Source organism: Paenibacillus sp. FSL M7-0420 (assembly GCF_038002345.1).
In the GTDB taxonomy this organism is placed as follows: Bacteria; Bacillota; Bacilli; order Paenibacillales; family Paenibacillaceae; genus Paenibacillus_AQ.
The window spans coordinates 1,964,276-1,986,057 of the sequence record NZ_JBBOCJ010000001.1; the positions used below are offsets into that span (position 1 = coordinate 1,964,276).

At 47.9% G+C, this 21,782-nt stretch carries 18 protein-coding genes; all 18 read left to right on the forward strand.

What is annotated here, in order from left to right:
- The first annotated feature begins 377 nt into the window (after positions 1-377).
- Genes essC through MKX51_RS08340 form a run of 18 tightly spaced genes read left to right on the forward strand, consistent with a single transcriptional unit; the run spans position 378 to position 21,739 of the window.
- Positions 378-4,367 carry a type VII secretion protein EssC gene (gene essC / locus MKX51_RS08255; RefSeq protein WP_340992012.1) on the forward strand — a complete coding sequence of 1,330 codons (3,990 nt, stop codon included), beginning with the start codon at positions 378-380 and terminating at the stop codon, positions 4,365-4,367.
- A 19-nt stretch (positions 4,368-4,386) separates the two neighbouring features.
- Positions 4,387-5,097, forward strand: coding sequence for a hypothetical protein (locus MKX51_RS08260; RefSeq protein ID WP_340992013.1), 711 nt, complete (start codon positions 4,387-4,389; stop codon positions 5,095-5,097).
- A gap of 19 nt (positions 5,098-5,116) precedes the next feature.
- Complete coding sequence (locus MKX51_RS08265; RefSeq protein WP_340992014.1) at positions 5,117-5,368, forward strand: hypothetical protein; 252 nt, start codon at positions 5,117-5,119, stop codon at positions 5,366-5,368.
- Between the two features lie 27 nt (positions 5,369-5,395).
- The gene (locus MKX51_RS08270) at positions 5,396-6,853 is read left to right on the forward strand and encodes a hypothetical protein (protein ID WP_340992015.1); all 1,458 of its coding nucleotides are present in this window, start codon (positions 5,396-5,398) and stop codon (positions 6,851-6,853) included.
- Between the two features lie 45 nt (positions 6,854-6,898).
- Positions 6,899-7,204: a hypothetical protein gene (locus tag MKX51_RS08275; protein WP_340942368.1), complete on the forward strand. Its 306-nt coding sequence runs from the start codon at positions 6,899-6,901 to the stop codon at positions 7,202-7,204.
- 21 nt (positions 7,205-7,225) lie between these two features.
- Positions 7,226-8,272, forward strand: a complete 1,047-nt coding sequence (locus MKX51_RS08280; RefSeq protein WP_340992016.1) for an SAF domain-containing protein — start codon at positions 7,226-7,228, stop codon at positions 8,270-8,272.
- Between the two features lie 5 nt (positions 8,273-8,277).
- Positions 8,278-8,847, forward strand: a complete 570-nt coding sequence (locus tag MKX51_RS08285; RefSeq protein ID WP_340992017.1) for a hypothetical protein — start codon at positions 8,278-8,280, stop codon at positions 8,845-8,847.
- Between the two features lie 6 nt (positions 8,848-8,853).
- Positions 8,854-9,687 carry a hypothetical protein gene (locus MKX51_RS08290; protein WP_340992018.1) on the forward strand — a complete coding sequence of 278 codons (834 nt, stop codon included), beginning with the start codon at positions 8,854-8,856 and terminating at the stop codon, positions 9,685-9,687.
- Positions 9,680-11,527: an ATPase, T2SS/T4P/T4SS family gene (locus MKX51_RS08295; protein ID WP_340992019.1), complete on the forward strand. Its 1,848-nt coding sequence runs from the start codon at positions 9,680-9,682 to the stop codon at positions 11,525-11,527. Before MKX51_RS08290 ends, MKX51_RS08295 begins: the two co-directional genes overlap by 8 nt.
- Positions 11,524-13,605 (forward strand): hypothetical protein, encoded by a 2,082-nt coding sequence (locus MKX51_RS08300; protein ID WP_340992020.1) that lies wholly within the window; start codon positions 11,524-11,526, stop codon positions 13,603-13,605. Before MKX51_RS08295 ends, MKX51_RS08300 begins: the two co-directional genes overlap by 4 nt.
- Before the next feature lie 13 nt (positions 13,606-13,618).
- On the forward strand, positions 13,619-14,131 hold the full coding sequence (locus MKX51_RS08305; RefSeq protein WP_340992021.1) for a hypothetical protein: 513 nt from the start codon (positions 13,619-13,621) through the stop codon (positions 14,129-14,131).
- An 11-nt stretch (positions 14,132-14,142) separates the two neighbouring features.
- Positions 14,143-14,637: a hypothetical protein gene (locus MKX51_RS08310; RefSeq protein WP_340992022.1), complete on the forward strand. Its 495-nt coding sequence runs from the start codon at positions 14,143-14,145 to the stop codon at positions 14,635-14,637.
- A 23-nt stretch (positions 14,638-14,660) separates the two neighbouring features.
- Complete coding sequence (locus MKX51_RS08315; RefSeq protein ID WP_340942356.1) at positions 14,661-15,188, forward strand: hypothetical protein; 528 nt, start codon at positions 14,661-14,663, stop codon at positions 15,186-15,188.
- Positions 15,185-15,550: a hypothetical protein gene (locus MKX51_RS08320; protein WP_340992023.1), complete on the forward strand. Its 366-nt coding sequence runs from the start codon at positions 15,185-15,187 to the stop codon at positions 15,548-15,550. Before MKX51_RS08315 ends, MKX51_RS08320 begins: the two co-directional genes overlap by 4 nt.
- Positions 15,551-15,565: 15 nt before the next feature.
- Positions 15,566-16,117: a hypothetical protein gene (locus tag MKX51_RS08325; RefSeq protein ID WP_340992024.1), complete on the forward strand. Its 552-nt coding sequence runs from the start codon at positions 15,566-15,568 to the stop codon at positions 16,115-16,117.
- A complete protein-coding gene (locus MKX51_RS08330) occupies positions 16,104-17,084 on the forward strand; it encodes a hypothetical protein (protein ID WP_340992025.1) in 981 nt (326 codons plus the stop codon). Before MKX51_RS08325 ends, MKX51_RS08330 begins: the two co-directional genes overlap by 14 nt.
- A 34-nt stretch (positions 17,085-17,118) precedes the next feature.
- Positions 17,119-18,339 (forward strand): S-layer homology domain-containing protein, encoded by a 1,221-nt coding sequence (locus MKX51_RS08335; protein WP_340992026.1) that lies wholly within the window; start codon positions 17,119-17,121, stop codon positions 18,337-18,339.
- Between the two features lie 19 nt (positions 18,340-18,358).
- On the forward strand, positions 18,359-21,739 hold the full coding sequence (locus MKX51_RS08340; RefSeq protein WP_340992027.1) for a DUF5704 domain-containing protein: 3,381 nt from the start codon (positions 18,359-18,361) through the stop codon (positions 21,737-21,739).
- Positions 21,740-21,782: the final 43 nt, after the last annotated feature.

The following is a 21,782-nucleotide window of genomic DNA, read 5'->3' on the forward strand; positions in this document are numbered from 1 at the left end:
AAGTGTTTGTTGTGATGTCGACAGTTATAGGATACGGCTTAAACCAAGGTTTAAGTCAAGACACTTTTTAGATTGAAGTATAGATGAAACGTAAATCCGACAAAATCCTTATATCTAAATTCGTTTCGACAAAAAAATATGACTAAGGAACTATAACTTTCTCCTCTGTTAACTTTAATAGAGTAAAGATAAAAAACGCTCATAAGGGATCAATGAACTATTTTAGCAGAAAATGTTATGTAAAATATAAACTATTCACTTACTGATCCGATAAAAAATAAAGCCCGTCCCAATTTAATGAAAATATACAATAATTGTTTAAAAATTAAATTATCTGCTCTGTAATCCAAAATTCCTATCCAGTGGTGATGAAAAGAATGAACATTCAAGAAATGACAACCAATCAGGTACAAAGAACCCCCCGGATTAAACCAAACTACCCGGCAGGAGTGCTGGAGCTGGAAGATCCCGCCAGGCCTTCGGAGAAACCTTCCTTCTCCTGGTTAACCATTATCGTCCCGCCGCTGGGAATGCTGATCATATCTATTTTTATGTCAACCCTAACCAGGTCCTATATTATGCTTGTCTCCACGATGGGGATGACGGCGCTCACGGTTATGGTCTCGATCATGAATTATAGAGCCAGTGTGAACAAGCACCAGGAGCACAACAAGAAATTAGAAAAGAAATATCTCAATTATTTATTTCAGGTTCGCAATGATCTGCAAGGAGCTGCCAGTACGCAGCGTGAGGCCCATACATATATTCATCCAAGTATTCAAAGCTGTACAGAAATCGCCCGTAGCCGGAGTAAACAGCTCTGGGAGAGAACAGCTATTGAGGACGATTTTTTACACATACGGATTGGTGTCGGGGTTCAGCCGATCTCTCTCGTACCTACATACACCCCGACCACCAAGGCTATCGATGATGAGAATCCGCTCGAAGAGATTGCCAGTAAGATCTGCGAGGAGATGTATTACGTAAAAGATATCCCGGTCTATATCCCGCTAAGCAGTATCAGCACGCTCGGGTTATACGGTAGACGGCCTGAGGTCCGCCATTTCCTGAATGCTGCAATCGTTCATCTCACCACACACCAGGGATACGATGATTTAAGAATAGTGTGTGTCATGCAGCCCGAAGATCTGGAGCACTGGGAGTGGCTGAAATGGCTGCCGCATACCTGGAATAAGGACCGGAGTCAAAGAACTCTGGCCACGACAGCCTACGAGGCTTCTGCGATTGCCGATGAGCTGCTGGCGGATCTCAGGAAGAGAGAAGAGGGTAACAAAGGAAGCTATGGCCTGCAGAATTTGCAGACACCGCATTATGTTTTTTTGGTTTTTGCTCCTGAACTGTGGGACAGTACGGAAATGATGAAATACTTGCTGTCAGGTGATTCGATGCTTGGAATGACAAGTATTTTTATATCGGAGAAAATCGACGTTGCTTTGCCGCTGAATTGCCAGGTCATTCTGGAGATGAAGGACGGGCAAGGACTGGTCCGTAAGGATACTCATAATCTGCTGGGCCATTTGGCTGATTTTTTCACAACAGATTCAATGGATAACACTCAAGCAGAGTATTTCGCCCGGTCTTTGGCACCGCTCCGCATTAAGGCCGCACAGAATAACAGCTACATTCCACCGGTGGTTACTTTTCTGGAGAGCTTTGAGGTGGAGCAGGTCGAGGAGCTGAAGGTACTGGAACGCTGGTCCAAAAACCAGGCCAACCGTACGCTGTCCACTCCCCTTGGGCTGGGTGCAGGCGGAAAGTCCCTTGTCTTCGACATGCATGAGAAAAGCTATGGTCCCCATGGACTGGTAGCCGGTACAACCGGATCAGGGAAAAGTGAGCTGCTTCAATCTCTGCTGCTCGGTCTGGCAGTGAATTATCATCCGCATGAAATTGCGTTTGTGCTGATTGACTATAAGGGGGGCGGGATGGCCAATGCCTTCACCGGACTTCCGCATCTGGTGGGAACGATCACCAACCTCGGCGGCAATCAGATTAACCGGGCGCTGGCCTCAATCAAAAGTGAGCTGATGCGCAGGCAAAGACTCTTCAGTGAAGCCGGTGTGACCAGTATTGACAGCTATATTGTTCTTTACCGGAATAAAGAGGTACGGCTGCCCCTGCCGCACTTGATTATCGTGGTGGATGAGTTCGCAGAGCTGAAATCGGATCAGCCGGAGTTCATGAAGGAGCTGGTCAGTGCGGCGCGGGTCGGAAGAAGTTTGGGCATTCACTTAATACTGGCAACTCAGAAGCCGTCCGGTGTGGTGGACGATCAAATCTGGAGTAACTCCAGATTCAAGCTGTGCCTGAAGGTGCAGACTCCCTCTGACAGTAATGAGATGCTGAAACGTCCGGAGGCTGCCGAGATCAAAGAAAAGGGCCGCGGCTATCTGCAGGTGGGCAATAATGAGCTGTTCACCTTGTTCCAGTCTTCCTGGAGCGGGGCGCCTTACCATACAGGTGAAGCTGAAGGTGAGGGGCTGCCCAAGCTGGACATCGTTTCATTAAGCGGAGAGCGCAGAGCGCTGCTTCCGAAGCAGCAACAGGGTGACAATGACTTGGCGTTAAGTGAACTGCAGGCTGTAGTTCAACACATTGCCGAACTTTCAGCAAAGGAATCCATTGGAGAGGCTTTCCAGCTGTGGCTTCCTCCGCTTCCGGAGACTTTGGCGCTGTCGGAAGTGCTTGATCAGGAACAGATATGGGATGGACAACAGTGGCAGGAGCCAAGGGATCAGCTGGTGGCAAGCGTTGGGCGGGTAGACAATCCTTCAGATCAGGAGCAGTACAATCTGGACATTAATTTTAATCTGAATGGACATTTGCTGGTCTATGGAGCGCCTAGCAGCGGGAAGACCACTCTACTGAAGACAATGATCATGTCGCTTGCCATGAAGTATGATCCGGGGTATGTGAATTTTTATATTCTGGATTTCGGTACACGAACTTTGGGCGTCTATCATGATCTTCCGCATTTGGGGGATGTCATTTATCCGGAGGATGAACAAAAGCTTGGGAAGCTGATTAGCTGGCTGCTCGCCCAACTCAATGAGCGTAAACGTAAATTTTCTCAGCTTGGCATCAGCAATCTGGTCTCCTACTGTAATGCAACTGGAGAAAAGGTCCCTTATATCGTTATTATGCTGGATAATTTCACAGGCTTCGCAGAGGCGTACGATGACTATGTTATGGATCTGGCCAAGCTTGTGCGCGAAGGGGGAGGCTACGGAATTTACTTTGTGTTTACGGCCAATACAGTCAGCTCCTATCCTTACCGGATTAGCCAGAATATTAAGCAGTCGCTTGTATTTCAAATGTCTGACAGGCTGGATTACTCCAGCGTTCTGGGCAGGACAGACGGAATGGAGCCAACGAATACCGTAGGCCGTGGCTTGCTAAAAGAAAAAGGGATTCTGGAATTCCATATTGCGCAGCCGGCCGAAGGCGGCTCGGATGATCAAATAGCGGCCTCCATCCGCCGGATCAGCTCAGAGATGAGGGCGGTAGCAGGAGACACTAGTCCTGCCGAGATTTCTGTAATACCGGATAAGCTTTCCCTTGCAGAGCTTCTGGAGCGTGCAGTGAAGAACCGGCCGGAAGGAACCGGGGGAACGCTGGTGCCGCTTGGACTGGAACAGGCCACGACGCTGCCGGTAGAGCTCAATCTGAAGGAAATCAGCAGCTTTGTAGTCTCTTATACCGGGCAGCAGGATGCAGAGTTAACCTTACCTTCGATCCTGAAGGCGTTTGAAGCCTCTGCCGATTCCATAACCAAGGAGCTGTATGTATTCGACAGCAACATTTCGAAATGGACTGGCCTGAAATCCATGACCTCCCTAAAGGTTATGGATACAGCAGAGGAGTTTCTGCAGCTCACCCATTCCTTCATAGAGCAATTGCAGCTTAGAAAAAACGATGCCCGACAAGCTTTGGCTGACAGCTCCACACCTGGAGAATTCGATGAAACGGATTATATTTTGTCCAAGTATCCGCTCCTTGTCATGGTAATGCCGCATTTCAAGTCGGCCTTCGACCGGATGGAGAATGATTCACTGGATCATCTGGAGCGGATTGCCCGCTTTGGCGGCGGACTGGGCGTGCTGCTCATGGTTGGCAGTGATGTGCATGAGCTTAACCAGCTGCAGCTGATCACGAATCTGGCCGGAGAGATGATTAATAGCGGCAACGCGCTGCTGACCGGAGGAAGGTTGAACGATCATATGGCTTATGCCCACTTACTGGAGAGTATGGAGTATAACGAGCTTAATCAAATGATGGAGCCGGCTGAGGCTATGCTGCTGATTGCAGGCTCCAGAACGCAAATTAGAATGGTCACAGATTTATAGATGGCAGGTGAATGAAGCGATGGAACCGGCACGTGAGATTTTTGAATTACAGGCTCTCGAAATTATATATTTAGCTGCATTAACCGGGGAGACGGGTTTTCCGGGGTTAGCCATAGATTTGGAAGCAGAAACGGAGAGCAGGCAGCGTGCCTTGATGAATGCCCAGATGAGAACGCTTGAAGCGAAGGGATATCTGGAGATCGACTTCATGGGGGTTGCCAAAGTAAATGAAGTGCTTCATCAATGTATTGCTGCAGGTGCCAATAGTACTTCTTACCTCTGCCAGCTCGTACAGAACGGGGATATCCCTTCTACAATCTATTATTTTCATCAGGGGAACAAGCGGTTTCAGCTGGAGCATCTGTCTGAGACCAATACATATATCCTGCAGGAACTCTATGCACAGCATGAAATGATGTTCCAGGTTATAGAGCGGATTCCACTGCTCCAGAGCCTGGAGGACGAAGGGGATGTTGAACAAGCATTCTTCGATGAACCGGACCTTAAGCGTTGGACAGAGGGACTTCTTCACGCTGGAGCATCGCTATACGCACTGGCGGAAATTGGGTGCATCGACAAGGAAGCTCAGGTCATTCGTGAACTGAACCTAGTGATTCATAAGGATCTGATGTGGGTGCTGAAGCGTGAACCGGAAGAGGAATTCACCCGAGATAAAGTAGCATTGTCAGCGGCTATTGAGGAGTTATGCCTATGGCTGCAAGCCGTGTAATGATCAGGGAGGTCAGGAGATGTCAACAGCCGTTACCACAATAATATTTAATGGAGCACACAAGAAAACAATGGATTTGGATATCACCCTCTCAATGACCGCAGGGCAATGTCTTGAATGGCTGAAGCAGGCCGGCTGGCTCCCCGGTGACTGGGAATTCAAATGTGAGGTTAGCAGCACGGGAGAGCATTGGACAGAGCTTGGCCAACAAGTGGTTTTGGCGGATGTGATTCAGGGGGACGGGGCGCTTATCCGGATTTGGCCCTATTGAACGGGAGGATTATAGAGGAGGTTACATATGAAAAGCGTACATCTGGTCTGCTCGCCTGATCTCATCATGCTTTTGTCACGGTCACTGGAGCATGAAGGGTATGTGATCTCAGGCAAACATTCTACACTTCACAGCTTTATACGGGGCTTCAGCAGTAAAGAGGTAGATTCTTCTTCCATAGTCATTATAGAAGGCGGAGCAGGTCTTAGCACACCTGTGAAGTCAGCCGAAATTGCCTCGCTCATGACACTGATCCGGAAGTATCTCAAAACTACCCGGCTGATTGTTCAATTAGATCCGGCGCTGAAAACGGATATTGAGTTCATCCGGACGATGGTCAATATGAATATTCACGATTTGCAGTTCACCACGGAATTCCGGGGCGAGGAGCTTCTGAACTGGATCAGGGAGAAAAAAACGACAAGAGATTATTATAGCATCCTTGGCAAAAAGAAGCGCCTGTTCTCATTCAAGGGCTCAACCGCAGCCCCTGCTCCTGTTCAGCCTGTGGAAGAATCTGAACAAGCTGCTGCAAGAACCGTAGATTCGCTTGCCCGTCCACAGCCGGCTGCAAGTCCAAGAACAGCAGCGGCACCGGCTGGTGTCAGGCAGGCTCCTTCCTCAGGCGCTGGCGGAGGAGGGGTAACTCCCCGGCCGAGACCATCAGCCAGGACTGAAGCACCGGCAACGGATGCTGGAACGTTAGAGAGTCTGGAACGGTCTATACCAGTAGAAAGCCAGCAACAACCTTCCTTAGCAGGGAATGAGAGAATACTAGGCAGCCATGTGCCGCTGGTGATTGGCATCTGCGGTGCCGGGGGAGAAGAAGATGTTGGTGCTGCGGCCTTTTTGCTGGCTGCTGGTCTGGCAGATCTCGGCTGGAAGCCGCTGGTATGCGGAGATAACCGGCCGGAGATCAGCTCGCTGGAGCAGATTGTATTTGAGGGCGAGCAAGAGGATTCCACATCGACCATGTTTGAATATGAGGGGGTTACCTTCTATCGCAGGGGTTATACGTGGGATATCTCAGAGCTCTTGGCCAGTGAGTTCACCCATATTATTCTATGGCTGGATATTCATCAGGAGCGTAAGGGAATTAGCGGACTGGAGCTGTGGTGGAATTCGCAGATTCCCATCCTGATCGGTAATGGAGCCATGTGGAAATACGAGCTGCTCAAAGAGAAGCTGAACACGCTTAACCCGTATGAACGCAAGCGCTGCAGACTGCTGCTGGAGAACGGGCATCAGGAGGTGCTGCACATGCTGAAGAAGGACTTCCCGGAGATCCAGGCGATGCTGATGCCTGCACATCAAGATCCGCTATACCCGGATAAGGCGGCTGTGGAATGGGTCATGAAGCTGCTGAGTGTCCAGAAAAAACTCATCCGCAAGCAAACCATGCTCTGGGCCATTGCAGGCACTGTTCTGCTTGTGACTTTACTATTAATAGGCATTGGATTTTCGTTTGTTCCGCAGAGCCGCTAGATTTGCAACAGCAGGATACCTTACCAACTTATAAGGAGGCTGAATATGGATTCAGGTACGGTTAGAGGGCTCGCATTCAATTGTCACCGGCTGTTGTCTCCTGCCCAGGAATGCAAGGATAAAATGACCGCTGCCATAACCGGACTTCCGGGTTATTGGGTGGATCTGGGCGGGGAAGAGTTCAAGAATCACTGCACAGACTGGATCAGAAAGATGGAGACCTTCAAGCAGGCGATTAGCAGCCTGGAGACGGATATGCTGAGATATGCGGATACCCTTCAGGCAGAAGAAAAGGCCGCTGCTGACAGGGCTAAAGAAGCCGCAACAAAGATGACGGGGAAAATGAAATAGCCTTAGAAAAGAGGTCATGAAGTGGCAGTACGCAAACGCAAAAAGATTCTACGATACACGATGATTTCAGGTTCTCTTGTTGCCGTTATTACATCGGGCGTATGGTTTGCAACCTATCGCCACTATAATGCCAAGCTGATTGATGAACGGGCCGCTTATGAGCAGCAGCTGCTGGATAAGGATCAGGTCTTGCAGCGTTACATGGATCAGTCCCAGACCGCTTACGTGCTGATGACCCCTAAGCTGGCGGGTGAAGTTATTGCTGAGGAGGATGTAATACAGGAGAAGCTCCCGAAGTTCTCCTCGCCGGATAATCTGATCGGTGAGTCCAAGGCGATTGTCGGTAAATATATGAAGATTGATGTGATGCCGGGTACAGCTGTAACGACGGAGATGGTCCGTGATGAGGCAAGACTCGACCCGTCAGAGCGTAAAGAAGAGACGGAATATATTAAGCTTCCGCTCCGTCTTACCAAGAAAGACGTTGTAGATATCCGGATTGTATTTCCTAACGGTGAAGATTACATAGTAGTGGGCAAGAAATCTCTTAAGGACGTTGATTTGGCTAACCAGTATACCTTCTTCAATGACAATGAAGAAGAAGCGCAATTGCTTAATTCGGCTCTGGTAGATGCTTATATTAACAATGCAGAGCTGTATATGAAGCAGTATGTAGAGCCGGAGCTCCAGCCTGAACCCGTGATTAACTATGTGCCCAATCTGGATGTACTGGGCGTGATCAAGAGTAATCCGTCCATTATTGAACAGGCCAAGTGGGGACTTGCCGAGAAGCTTCGTACAGAGCTGGATAAACGCCTTAAGGCTATTGACGATGGCAACCGAATCCGTATAGGGGCACAGGAACCAAGCGGAAGCGGAGTCAGCAAGCGGAAGTCTGAGCAGGGAGCGGCACAGGAGCAGGCTGCCCCGGTAGATAATTCCCAATCGGTGAACGGAATTATAGACCAGACCCATCAGGCGCCAATCGACTCAAGTACAGATCAGAATTCAGTGGGCTTAACGGAGGATGCACCGGCAACTGAGAATCAACTGCTCGAAGGAGAGTGACAGCTATGAATATCGTTGTGGCAGGAGATTGTGAGAAGCATGATTTCATACTTGCAGCAGCCATACTGCTGAAGAACTATTTTAACAATGAGGTCATGGTCATCACGGATAACAACAGGCATTATCAGTATTTAGATGGAGAGGTGTCCGGTATAACGATCACAGATTCCTTTGTTACTGAGAAGCCGGATATAGTGCTGTACGACTGGCATCAGGGTTACCCGGAAGGTCTGGTGGATGAGGTTACTGTCTTTGCCACCACCTATGAACGTCACGCTATGGAGAACGTAGATGCGCTGCTTAATCAGAAGCATATCCCGGTTGTATTGCTGGTTATCGAAGAAGAGTGCGGGCTGGGCCTGAAGTATATAGATCATTACTATCCGGTAATTAATTCAAAGATTAGCTACATTAGCAGTCCGGGCAGAAGAATTGACTGGATTCATGATGGAAGAGTGAACCTGAAGGTTGACAAGGATTTCGCTGAGGCTGTGAATGACTTCTTGATTGAAGTTTGTAATATTCCAAAGCATGAAATTAAGAAGCTGTGGCAGTATGCACGGAAACGGGGGTAGTTCATTGTGCTTGTAGCTTTCTGGGGGCCTGCCCAAGGGCAGGGGAGAACGACCTCGAATATGGCCGCTGTCGCGGCAACCATCGCGCTGGATCACCATATCCGGGTGCTGATGACCCATACAGATTCCGGGCAAGGCATGCTTGAGTATGTCTTCGCACAGACAAGATCACTGGGTCAGCCCGTAAGCGGATCAGGCGGGCTGGATGCGATTCAGCGGCTGGTGCAGTGCGGGATGCTTACTCCTGAAGGGATACGCGATCATGCAGAATCTATTCTAAAGAACCGCCTGGAGCTGCTAAGAGGGTCGGTGACTACGGAGAAGCATGAGCCTGAGCTGTTTCTTCCGCATATTTTTAAAGACTATAGACGCTTTTATGAATTGCTGTTTGTAGAGATTGCTTCCGGTGAAGACCCGGAGGTGGTTCAGATGGTGATGAAGCAGGCAGATTTAATTGTAGTGAACCTGAATCAGAGCCAGTCCAGTCTCAATGCCTATTTCGCGCAGAAGGGCAGAGCTCCAGTGCCGGACAACAAACCGGTCCTTTATTGTCTGGGTTCTTATGAGCGTAAAGCCAGATTGAATAAAGAAAAAATTATAAAGCAATACGGATTACATAAAAATGAAGTCGGCTTTATTCCACATCATATCAATTATATGGATGCTCTGAACGAACAACGCATCATTCAGTTCCTGCTCAAGACACGGGAGGCCAGGAAGCGGTTTCTGGATTTCAACGAGGATGTCTACTTCAATGATGCGGCACGCCAAATGGGGAAGCTGATCCTGCAGACCCTGGAGATTTTCCCTGTAATGGAATTGGACGCTGCCAATGATTAATATCATTCTAATCATCGTTGTGTTGGCTGCTATTGGAGTGTTCCTGTACTTATGGGTAGGCAAAAGCAAGAAATCAGCGCCGCCTGCCGTTCAATTGAAATATGATATGAACGAAATTGTGCAGTTTCTGAGGAGAGCCTTCGAGGAGATTATTGCTTCTTCCCTCTACGAAGGAAGCCCGAGTGAGGAAGAATACAACCGCCGTAAGGCACGGCGCAGAGAATTACAGAAGGCGCTGCGCTCTTGTATGCACGGGGATTTATCGGCGAAGAGATATGTGAAGCTCTATATGAAGGATCTGCTTTTGCAGACCTATGGGCTGGATGAAGGGAACGCGGATAAAATAATCCCCTTCGGTCATGCCAACCGGCTCACTTCTCAGGACTGCTTCGACATTCTGCTCTATACCTTCAAGAAAGACTACGGGCAGGATGCCTTCAATGAAATGGTTGGCAAATACAATCTGGATACGCTGCATAGATTACCTGACGGTTCTAGGGGCTACAAGGTCACCGAAGAGCAAATTTGCAGCATTTACAGCGCAGAGCAGCCGGGATTATCCTTTCAGGATAAGGTTGAGGTCATTGTGCAGAGAGCGTACCAAATCTATAAAGGTCTGGGTGTGATCGATGAGCTTCGGGACCAGAATATTGACGGTGTTAACGGGGGGACAAGCGGGATGCCGCCGGATGTTGTCCAGACCACAGACTTTCTGGAGTATACGAAGCAGCAGCATTTCCTTCCTCAATCCTATGATGCTGTCTGGACCTTTTACCGCGGAAAGTCACTCCATCTGGAATTCTTAAGCTTCGGATCGGAGAAGGAGCTTAAACGGGTCTGTCAGAATATTTACGGCTTCGGGAATCCGGGACAGCTGAATGAATCCAAGGGATACATTATTAACGACATGGCGGATGGAAGCAGAGTGGTGGTGGTCCGCCCCAAAATGGCGGAGAGCTGGGCTTTTTTTGTCCGCAAATTCAATGACTCTCTGGTAGAGCTGGAGCAGCAGATCAAAGATGAAGGGGCACCGCTGGCTATAGAAATGCTGGAGTTCCTGATTCTGGGTCACCAGGTTACTGCAATTACCGGCCGGCAGGGCTCCGGGAAAACCACCTTGCTGAAGGCGCTGATCAAGTACATTGATGCGAAGAACATCCGGATTCAGGAGACGTCCTTTGAGATCTGGGCGAGAAAAATGTATCCGGGCAAAAATATTCTGTCCTTCCGGGAGACTCCTTCTGTCAGCGGACAGGACGGGCTGGATGTGCAGAAGAAAACAGATGGTGCGGTGAATATCGTTGGTGAAGCGGCCACGCACAGCGTTGTCAGTTATGTCATTCAGGCAGCCCAGGTGGCTTCCGAATATACGCTTTTTACGCATCACGGCAAAACATTACCCAATCTGATCAGCGCTTTGCGCAACAGTCTTGTCGCTTCGGGAGCCTTCAGCAATGAGAAGATTGCCGAGGTCCAGGTCGTTGAGGCGCTCGGCTTCAATGTTCATCTGGTATTGCGTGCCGGCAAACGGTATATCGAGCGCATTACTGAGATCATTCCGGCAGATTCACAGTACGAGTATCCTCAGGAATATAAGAACCAGGAGACTCCTATGGAGAAGCTGGATGCATTCATGGATACCATGTCCGAATATTTCGGACGGATGACAGACCGGCGTGCTTACAGCTATACAGATATTATCGTGTGGGAAGCCGGGGAGTACGTAGCGAAGCAACCGATCAGCAGCCGGAAAAGGGAAGAGATGCTGAAGAATATGGATAAAGATGAGGCGGGACGTTTCGAAGCCTTTATCGAACAATATTGGGGGCAGTCCGCATGAATCTGCAAATGGTAATGCCCATTGTCCTGATCTCGCTGGGCCTTCTGCTGGCTATTCTGCTCATTCTGCTCAGTATCGTGCAGCGCAAATTAAAAGGAACACAGTATCAGGAGCAAAGACGCCTGAAGGCACTGCTGCCAACACGAACCAAGGAGAAAAAATGGCTCGAGCAAGCACATAAAGCCTATCCGGTATTGGATGAGCTGCCGGTGGTGAAGAAGCTTCTGCACCGGATCCGTTCACGCCTGATGATCATCCATGCCGGGAATGAGATCATGGTCAGAAGCCGTTCGGCTGCATTGACGGTCATGATCCTTGCCTGCATCCTGCTGATCTCGCTGCTGTCCTTCTTCTGGACTACCTCTTGGGTAAGCCGGGTGACCATTATGCTGGTCTCCATCTACATGGGAGGGATACTGAGTGATCTCTTCATCGGACGGTTAGTGAAGCAGATGCTGTATGACCAGTCCTCGATGATTCTGGACATCCGGCATGAATATCATCAGACGCATATGGTACAAGTCAGCCTGGAGAATTCGGCGGAGCGTTCTAAGCCGATGGTTGCTGTTCACGCCCGGCAGATTGCCGGAATTCTCGCGGCAGTAGACCCGGAGGATGAGCTGCAGAAATATTATGAAGTGGCGCCGAACCGGTACATGAAGCAATTGGCCGGAGTCAGCTACAAGATAGGCGAATACGGCGATGCGGATATTCATAAAGGAGAACGTTCCATTTACTTATCCATGCTCGGTAACATCAGAGAAGAGATCCATATGGATATTAACCGCCGGGAGCGGATTGACCGGCTGCTGTACGGCATCGTATTTGTGGCGATTTCACCAGTCTTCATGCTGGACCCGATCCGTAACTGGGCGGAGAATATGTTTCCGGTGGTATCTAATTACTATAATTCTGCGTGGGGGCTGTACTCATTAATCCTGCTGTATATCACTTTTATTGTATCTTTTATTGCATTGCGGATTCTCAAGGGTGTGGATGAAGATACCCAGGCGATCAAGGATGAAGGGAAATGGCTGAACCGGCTGCTGAAACGGAAATGGGTCTTCCGGGCAGCAGACCGGATTACTCCGGCAGAGCATGAGCCTGTTCATTTCAAGGTTGCCCGGCGATTGAAGGATGCCAACTCGGGGTTGTCCCAGCATGCTTATTATCTGCAGAAAAGCTTAACGGCAGCAGCGGTTTTCCTGCTGGTTCTGGTGCTTCAATTCTCTATTCACGGGAGCATCAGGCATAACCTGCTGCATCCTAATGTGCAGATTACGACAGGCGGCAATCAGACCGAATCGCAAAGGATGCTCAGCGAGGAACGGTATGCTTTTGAACAATCTTTAATGGGCGAACTGATAGCTAAGGATATTACACCGGATGAGATGCTGATCTATATTCAGGAGAAAGCGGAGAACAAGCATTTTTTGCAGTTCAATACGGATCAGAATGCGTATGCGCAGCAATTGATTCACCGGGTAGACCAATATCATCAGGAGTATTTCAAATGGTACGAGCTTCTGCTGGCCTTTACACTAGCTTTTGCCGGCTTCTATGTGCCCGATCTGTTCCTGCTCATCCGCACACAGCTCCGGAAATGGGAAATGCAGAATGAGGTGGACGGCTTCAATACCCTCTCCATGATGTTATCCCAATTTCCCAATATCAGTGTGTATGAAATGATAGAGTGGCTGCACCGGTACAGCTATATCTTTGAGCGGCAGCTGCTGCGGTGCATGCTGGATTATGAGGCAGGTGGCTGGGATGCCATAGACCGGCTGAAGGAGGATGCACGGTTCGTACCCCTCGAACGTCTGGCCGACCGCTTGCAGGTTGCTGCAGATCTGATTCCGGTGAAGAAGGCGTTCGATGACATGGATGCAGAGCGGGCGTTCGCCATGGATCAGCGCAAGGAGCACTATGAGAAGGTAATCAGCAGGAAAAACACACTGGGTAAAATGTTCGGGTTCTTGCCGATGCAGGCAACGTTCACCTTATATTTACTGCTTCCCTTCGTCTATATGGCCTTCCAGCAGCTGGGTGACCTGACTGTTGTAACTGGCAAAATGTGAAGGAGATACAGGCATGGAGAATATAGCAAGCTTCTTGAAGACCACGATATCCATTCTGATTACACTAGCCATCATCTCAGCGGGGCTGTTCCTCTGGGGGAAGACACAGCCAGTAGTCGAGCTGGCCAACAGCCAGGCGGCCGTACAGGCCAGGGAGCTCTCCGAGCAGCAATATGCCGCCTTCGACAATCAGCTGGTCAGCGGATCACAGATTCTGACCGCTTACCGGCGGTATGAATCGGAGCAGAACTTCTGTCTATATGTGGAGCGGCCTTATGTCTATGGTCAGCCTGATGCTAATAGATACATTAGTATGAATCCAAGCGAATCCGGCTACTGCCGTGCGTTTGATTATTCATGGGGAGCTTTTAAAGAAGGAACGGGGAATGATTCTAACACAGTGAATGACAAGATGATTACGGATGCTTCTGGAGGATTCTATATCAGTCCCCAGTCCAGGTTCAGGGCGACGCTAATCAAAGACCACAATGAGCGGATTGCCGCTATCTACTTCAGGGCTAATTAAAGGAGGGCACTATGGAAAATATCTCAACAGGACTCAAATGGGTCATCGGGATCATCGTTACCATTCTGATTATCGCAGCCGGAGTCAGCATCTATCTGGTGATTAACAACTACTTCATCCGCGCCCAAGAGCAGACGCTGGCTCAGACCCAGATGATTAACCAGGCAGAGTTCAACAGCTACGATAACAAGGATGTCTCCGGCCAGGATGTAATTAATGCGGCGATGCGTTATAAAGGGCGTCCGCAGTTCGCGATAAAGATTTATACAGGGGAGAACCAGACTAAAGGATTTTATGCTGAGAATACGTATGGAGTTAATTATAAAGATTTGGATTCTGGAGTGGTGGAGTTGGATCAGACAGAAAGTGGAGACGTCAGAAGTGTTTCTGCAATGCTGGATATAAAAAATGATGATTGTAACGTGAATACGCTGGGACGCTTCCACGCTCAAGTATACAGAGACAAGAACCAAGAAGTCAGACTCATTGTGTTTAGACAGCCTTAAAATAACGTGAGAGGAGAGCAACTATGGAGAATATATCAACTGGACTTAAATGGGTGATTGGAATTATAGTAACTATTCTAATTGTTGCGGCGGGTGTAAGTATTTACCTGGTGATTAATAATTATTTCATCCGCGCCCAGGAGCAGACGCTGGCTCAGACCCAGATGATCAATCAGGCAGAGTTCAACAGCTATGATAATAAGGTGGTTTCCGGCCAGGATGTAATTAATGCAGCAATGAAGTTTAGAGGACGTCCGCAATTCTCCATTCTAATTAAAACCGGAGTGAATTTGGCGGGCTTCTACGCAGAGAATACTTATGCAACTTATTATGGTATTCCCGCAGTGTCAGAAGATAACCCCACTGCTAGTTTTAAGGAAAATTCTTCGGCAAAACCGCACAGTGTCTCAGAAATGCTGGATCAGAGTATAAAATTGGGAGATTCAGATAACTACAATGTAAATACGCTTTCACTATTTAAAGCCACCGTATTTAGAGATAAGAATGATGAGGTCAGATTAATCGAATTTGATCAAAATGAAGTTAAATGAAAAACGGGATCCAGTTCCTCCTAACCCTCTTTGCCTGGATTTTGTTCGCTATGGGCGGCTTTACGTTTCTGCGGCTGGAAGGGGAGAACTCTGCTGCGGAACTCCGGCAGCCGGAGCAGCGAACAGTTGCATCGGCGCTATACACAGGAACAGGTGATTTGAAGCGGATAAGCGGAGAGCAAGTGCTGGGCATGATCCCTGCGGCGCTCGAGGGGGACTATATTTTATATATCGACGGCATGGTTATTAATGAAGCTACAGACCTTACAGCAATTGATTTACGTGGAGTGCCGGATGCGGCTTATCAGTTAGAGGTTACCCGGACGGATGAGATGATTAAGCAAATCTCTGCCACCCGTTGAGAAAGGAGAGCCTGTATGGCAGATGCACTGAAAGGTGTAATTATCGTAATTCTACTGGCCTTCGTGTTCGGGGTGTATCCGGCATTCCGCCAATCTGAAGTTGTCGAGAGGAATACTAAGCTTGCAGCCAATGCAGCAGTAGTGGAATTCGTCGATACGGTTCGCAGTAAGGGGTATGTGGACGTAGGCGATTATGAGCTGTTCCTTCATTCGCTCGATGCTTCCTACGGTGTATTTGACGTCAAGCTGGAATATTACAAAAAGAATCTGCAGCCCTTATACGGTAACCCGGATGATTACTCCACATTCCAGAACAGCTTCAGTGTACGGTTCGATGGCTATTTCACCAAAGATATACTGAATGTCTTGTATCCGGCTTCAAGCGCTTCAATCCCAGCGGATAATCCCCAGAGAAGATTCACTATGCATGTGGGCGACTTATTCAATGTCCGGCTGGAATCCGAAGGTACAACGCTGGCCTCACGGATGCGCTCTCTGCTGTTTCATAGTGAACTGATTCCGGTCAATCTGAAGTACGGGGGGATGGTACGTAGTGAAGCCCCTTAGTGTGGTGCTTATTTTTCTGATTCTGATCATCCCGCTGGTGCTTATGAATGACACGCGGGCGGAGCTTCAGTTATCCAATCAGGAGATGTATAAACGCTACTCGGATGACTTTCAGTCTGCGGTGGATGATGCGGGCGGCTATCTGGCACGGCTGGAGAAGCAGCCAACCACCACAGCGGTGCATTACGGGAGGGAACGGCAGCTGCAGATGGATCAGGATGTGCTCAGTGTATTTTACAGTAATCTGGCCATGAAGTTTGGACTGGAGAACAATCAGAGCGCAATCAATAATCTGAAAATACATATACCTGCACTGGTGATGTTCGGTTATAGCGGATACACCTTAGTGACTCTGGACGACACAGCCAGCTACAGCGGAGATAAAGAGTTGACACCCGTCAGTTGGCCTGAACGGCCCTATTACTATAAGCTGAGGAACGGTAATTTGCTCTATTTTACCTTGGATGATCACGCACGGGTGTATGATACGGGCTCTAATGAATTCTATGAAGGTGAGTATGCAGCACTGACTGCGGAGACCAATCTTGACCCGCTTACTTCGATCGATAGATTTCGTGAGGTGAGGCAGAGTACGATCACTTCACTGGTGGAAAAGGATTTGGCCACAGCCATTAACAGGCATCTGGAATTGGTGAGACGGATGGGATTATCCGTGCAGTTCACCCTCCCGCGCGGCTTACACGAGCAGTCCATACAGGACACCGGTATTATGGCATTTATCCAGGGATATCCGCTTCCGGGCGGAGAGTTGCTGGATGCTTACTCCTTAGGCAGCGGGGCGGTCATGCATCGGAAGGGTCTGGTCGGAACCCGGAATGCCGCAGGCAGGCATATCGCTTACGGAGAAAGCTGTCTACCAGCTGGAGCTACTGTGATAGAAAGCCTATTCGATCCGGAGGAGGCTGTGCGGAAAGGGTATTTTATAGAGGATTGTTCGGTTAGGTGAGTCTAATATTTTTTGAAACGAGAGGGTGTTATCTATGAATAATAATCTAGTGAAAAGCATCAAAAAAATAATGCTGGTTCTCGTACTGCTGGCTACAGGCCTAGCTTCATTTCCAACCTCCGGAGTAAGGGCAGATTCTGTTCAATTCAGTGATATTCCGGCTAATCATTGGGCGAAAGGCGGAATTGACTCAGCAGTAAAAAAAGGCATTGTAGTTGGATATCCCAGCGGACTATTTATGCCGAACGCGAATGTAAGCCGTGCAGAATTTATTAAGATGATCGTGACTGCCACTGGTCAAAATGTGGAGACGACGGAAGGTAAATGGTATGAAGGCTACGTTAATGCTGCGGAACAGGCCAAGCTGTACGTTACCAGTGACTTTGCTAATTCGGAGCTGGAATGGAATGCGAAAATAACTCGTAAGGAGATGGCACGTATTGCTGCACGTGCGACTGGATTAGAGACAAAAGAAGATGACAAGTGGATGTATCTGGCTACGAAGACGGGCTTAATCTCTGGACTGGGCGCAGGCAAGCTTGGAGAAAAGGAAAATACCACTAGAGCCCAAGCAGTAGTTACTGTGGAGCGCGTATTGACTGTTAAAGGCGGAGGTAAGCTGCCTATAGATAAGTATGCCGTGGGAAGCGCAGAATTGGTCTGGCACAAAACGAATATTTTTACGGTAATGCCCGAGATTATGACAACTGGTGATCCTGTGAAGGATTTAACCGTGGCAGATCTTTGGAAAGAAGATAAGATGAAAATCACTTCTAAGGATGGTCTTTATAGCGCAGAAATTGATGAATTGATTGTAATAGACTTAGCTGACAAAAATGATCCGAATTTAGCTCAAATTCCTGATTTAGCTACTTTGAAATGGAAAAACACTTCTGATGGTACATCAGATGGAATGAGAATCCTCGGAAAATACATGAATAGTTACTTGCTCTATTCTAAAAGCCATGTGAACTTCAATAAAGATACTACAAGATATTCACCCTACAGTCATTATACAGTTTATTTTTCAGGTCTTGATAATTCTGATCGAATGGCCTTCGTCAATGGGGATTTAAATTCTCAAGCATTTGTATTTCAAAAAAAACCATTCGATTTACCAATAACTATAATACCCAAAAGTGGGTGGGTGAATAAGAGAGGCATATCTGTATCTATTGATGTCCCGTCCTATGCTGCTTACTATTCCTTACGAAATGAAATTATAAGAATTGCAGGCCCTAATCGTATTCAATAACAAGAGAGGTGGAGAAGCATTGATATTAAAACGATCAAAAATCATAACAATGATAAATATAGTATTCTTTATCCTCGTTATTTTTTTGATCTTGTTCCTACAATTCAAACCGGTACCAATGAATGCTGCGGGTACAGACGAGGTTTTGTTGCAAACAAAGGATCTGCAGTATCAGGCGAATAATGAAAATCTGAAACGTGCCTATCAATCCGTCTTCAATAATAATAAAGAATTAAAAACAGTTCCATTCACGCTTAATGTAGGGGCAGGTAAAATAATCACAAAGATTATATTGAAAAAAGATAATCAGATCTTACAGACAATTAGCGTAAATGCTCAATCGTATAATCAAACTTTAACATTGAATGGAGAACCCGTTGCAGTAAAATCTGTAGGAAATGTAGCAAATGGGAGCTGGTTTGCCTGGAATAGGAGTATTGCAGGGACATCCTGGGAACCAGGTCTAGGGGGGACTTGGCATTATGACACCCCAGAGAATAGTACTAAAGGTGTTGAAGTAATTGGGGGTATAGCAAGAGATAAATGGCCCGGAAAACGGATTATTATGGACAATGTCCCCTTTCAAAGAGATAAAGCCTTCTATAGTGTCGGTGCAGTAGATTATGGAAGTTTTGCTACTTCATTAATAGATAATGATTCTGATAGGCTAACAGCAGCTAACCCTATGCAGATTGGTACCAATGTTAAAATTGTCGATGACAAATTAATAGAAGGGCCTGGTGGCGTAAAAGGAAAAACTGATCCAAGCACCGTGATCAAAGATTACAAAGTAACAGATTTAGAGCATGGACTTGTAACCTATGGGCAAGATTTTGGCCATGAGGGATACAGAGTTAATATTGCCAGCAATGGCTCCTCGGCCATGATGTATTATTTCGCGAATTATGAATTTGATATCAAATCCTTTACTTACCGTTACCCTAATATCTTTGAAGTATATGTGAAAGAGGGACCTGGAACATCGCCCACCCCTACCCCTGGGCCCACCCCTGGTAACTCGTCAGTAAATTGCACTGAGCCTGTTCCAGCCTCAGTGATCCCGGGTGAGTATCTAGAACCTGGAGTGACTGCCGAGATCCGGGCGGATCAGCGCGGGAATGAGCAGTTTGATGTTCTGCAGGGTATTCCAAGCTCAGAAAGTTTGTATGGGCACACTTCTACCCGAGATTATCTGTATAAGAATAACTTTGTTCAGATGAAAGGAACATGTACTTATGAAATTAAAATCAAAAAAACATATACCTTAAAATGGGACCCTACTAAACCTGCTCCTTCCGGGACAGGGACTGTACCCGCTCCAACCAGTGAACCGAAGGAAGTTGAATACTCCTACAGTATCAATCGTCCGTATTCTTATTGGACGATTGATACTCTGGAAGTCTACTCTCTGGCCAAAGCGGTATTAATGAATGATGCTTTTTCCGGCGGGAAAATCATTTTGGAGCCTAATGGCTATACTGCTCCGGTTTTTTCAACGGAAACCACAGGCAAGTATTTTCCTCCTGAGGTTCCCCCCGCTATTTCTGTACCAGGCTCTACTGTGGATGGGGGGACTACCCGGCCGCAACCAAGTGATGAAAAAGAAACATTCCGGTCAAAAGCCGAGGAAGCTGCAAAGAAAATCAAAGTGAAAAATGACAGTCTTATCTTCACCGGTCAAACAATAATGAATGGAAACGAAGCTGTTGAAGAGGGGATTCCGCCTACGACGATCCCGAACCCTCTGCCTATTGGGGACAATTTGTTATTTAGTCCAGGGCACATCATTGAGCCCACTCATTTGAATGCTCCAAATCTTATCAGTTCGGGGGAAGTAACCTACACTCCAATGGACGGGAATATTAAGGGGGGGACTGAGGATAAGGTATATTCCATAAGTGGCATTAACTCCGTGACTGTCCATACCCCAGTCGTCAATTACTCCCAGCTTCCTGATGACAACCGGCCGTTCGACCAGCGGATGGTGCCGGACATGATACGGACGGTGCTGATCCTGGACCGGCCCTTCACTGTATATTTTACGGAGAGCGGTCAGCATCTGGGGATTCCGGGGTATGGCAACCGGGACTACGCTAAATATACGAAGGACAAACGCATTCAATTTCCGTTCGGGGTGTTCCAGGGCAGTCAATACTATCCGGACAATACCTGGATATCCATCCCGGTGGGCACTCCCGCTATGACTTTTACCCTGCCGACCTGGGTGAACGAAGGGGACTATACGGTGCGTACTCAGTCCTGGGCGATTAATGCCCCGTCAGACGGTGAATATCTGTGTCAACAGAACCTGAATGGAGATCTTGTCAATTACTGTGCAGCGGAAAGCTTCAATGTGGGTGTGGTGGGTCGGCTGTTTGATTTTAGAATCTGGGATATTGGAGATTTCCGGTTTGAAAAGGTATTTCGCACCGGAACAGGCACTCTTGCGCATAGTACTGCAATGTACTACACCGGCGGCAATGATGAGAACGGAATTCCCACAGCTTTGAGCGGACAGCCACAATGGCAGCTGCCGATCCGCAAGGGTTCTCATCCCACGGAGCAATTGACGGTACCGCATAACGGGTATTCCTTTCTGTTTGATTTTCGCACCATCGGGAATCTGTGGCAGCCGGGCGAGGGGATAAGGATTGAACCCAGCTTCTACTTCATCCCCAAGACTGGAGGTGCTGCGGCCCCTGTAGATCTGTACTATGACATTTCCGGGTCGCAGAATAAGCTGATTGGAGTAGGCTCTTCCAAGGACAAGCTTAGCTATAGCCGTACTTACCGCCTGGCAGATGGCTTGCGGAATATTGCGGATGGTGAGCTATCCACTTCAGCCAGCTACGAGTATAACTATATACTCACTCAGGAAGAGCGGGAGAAGAAGCCTTGGATCAAATTCTACCCGCAATATCTGAAGCGCAAAACCAACATCGGAGCAGGCTATAATCTCGAAGTATTGTCCTACAAATCCCGTACCCTAGTGGGTCCAACGGACATCCCGGCAGTCGTAGATCCAATCACGGCAGTCCGCAGTGTTCAGCACTGGTATGGCGAATATAACCTGCCCATTGCCCCATATATCCTGCCGAAAGGAACGAATCTGCTCAACCTTGCTAATCAATACGGGGGCACACTGGATGGGCATGAGCCAGAATTCATTACCGGCGGCTACATCCTTGTGAAGTTTGAAATCTACACCCTCAAGAACGGAGATGCAGATACGCGGATACTTGGCTACAAGGCGCCGATTGCGAATATGTGGGCGATCGAGGGACAGATGACAGGCGCAACAGATGAACAGGGACAGACCTTTTACTTTTCATCCGGGGATATCATGCTCTTCGAATCGGATTTCTCGGTGCGTAATGACTATCTGGGGCAGGGCAGATAAGATATTGAATTAAATTCCTTAGTAGTTAAAAATAATATTTAAA

What these genes read in the sequence shown, in the direction of transcription:
- MKX51_RS08325 (WP_340992024.1), top strand. Translation starts at nt 15,566, where the DNA reads ATGGCAGATGCACTGAAAGGTGTAATTATCGTAATTCTACTGGCCTTC.
- MKX51_RS08260 (WP_340992013.1), top strand. Translation starts at nt 4,387, where the DNA reads ATGGAACCGGCACGTGAGATTTTTGAATTACAGGCTCTCGAAATTATA.
- MKX51_RS08315 (WP_340942356.1), top strand. Translation starts at nt 14,661, where the DNA reads ATGGAGAATATATCAACTGGACTTAAATGGGTGATTGGAATTATAGTA.
- MKX51_RS08335 (WP_340992026.1), top strand. Translation starts at nt 17,119, where the DNA reads ATGAATAATAATCTAGTGAAAAGCATCAAAAAAATAATGCTGGTTCTC.
- MKX51_RS08295 (WP_340992019.1), top strand. Translation starts at nt 9,680, where the DNA reads ATGATTAATATCATTCTAATCATCGTTGTGTTGGCTGCTATTGGAGTG.
- essC (WP_340992012.1), top strand. Translation starts at nt 378, where the DNA reads ATGAACATTCAAGAAATGACAACCAATCAGGTACAAAGAACCCCCCGG.
- MKX51_RS08305 (WP_340992021.1), top strand. Translation starts at nt 13,619, where the DNA reads ATGGAGAATATAGCAAGCTTCTTGAAGACCACGATATCCATTCTGATT.
- MKX51_RS08265 (WP_340992014.1), top strand. Translation starts at nt 5,117, where the DNA reads ATGTCAACAGCCGTTACCACAATAATATTTAATGGAGCACACAAGAAA.
- MKX51_RS08320 (WP_340992023.1), top strand. Translation starts at nt 15,185, where the DNA reads ATGAAAAACGGGATCCAGTTCCTCCTAACCCTCTTTGCCTGGATTTTG.
- MKX51_RS08300 (WP_340992020.1), top strand. Translation starts at nt 11,524, where the DNA reads ATGAATCTGCAAATGGTAATGCCCATTGTCCTGATCTCGCTGGGCCTT.
- MKX51_RS08285 (WP_340992017.1), top strand. Translation starts at nt 8,278, where the DNA reads ATGAATATCGTTGTGGCAGGAGATTGTGAGAAGCATGATTTCATACTT.
- MKX51_RS08275 (WP_340942368.1), top strand. Translation starts at nt 6,899, where the DNA reads ATGGATTCAGGTACGGTTAGAGGGCTCGCATTCAATTGTCACCGGCTG.
- MKX51_RS08270 (WP_340992015.1), top strand. Translation starts at nt 5,396, where the DNA reads ATGAAAAGCGTACATCTGGTCTGCTCGCCTGATCTCATCATGCTTTTG.
- MKX51_RS08310 (WP_340992022.1), top strand. Translation starts at nt 14,143, where the DNA reads ATGGAAAATATCTCAACAGGACTCAAATGGGTCATCGGGATCATCGTT.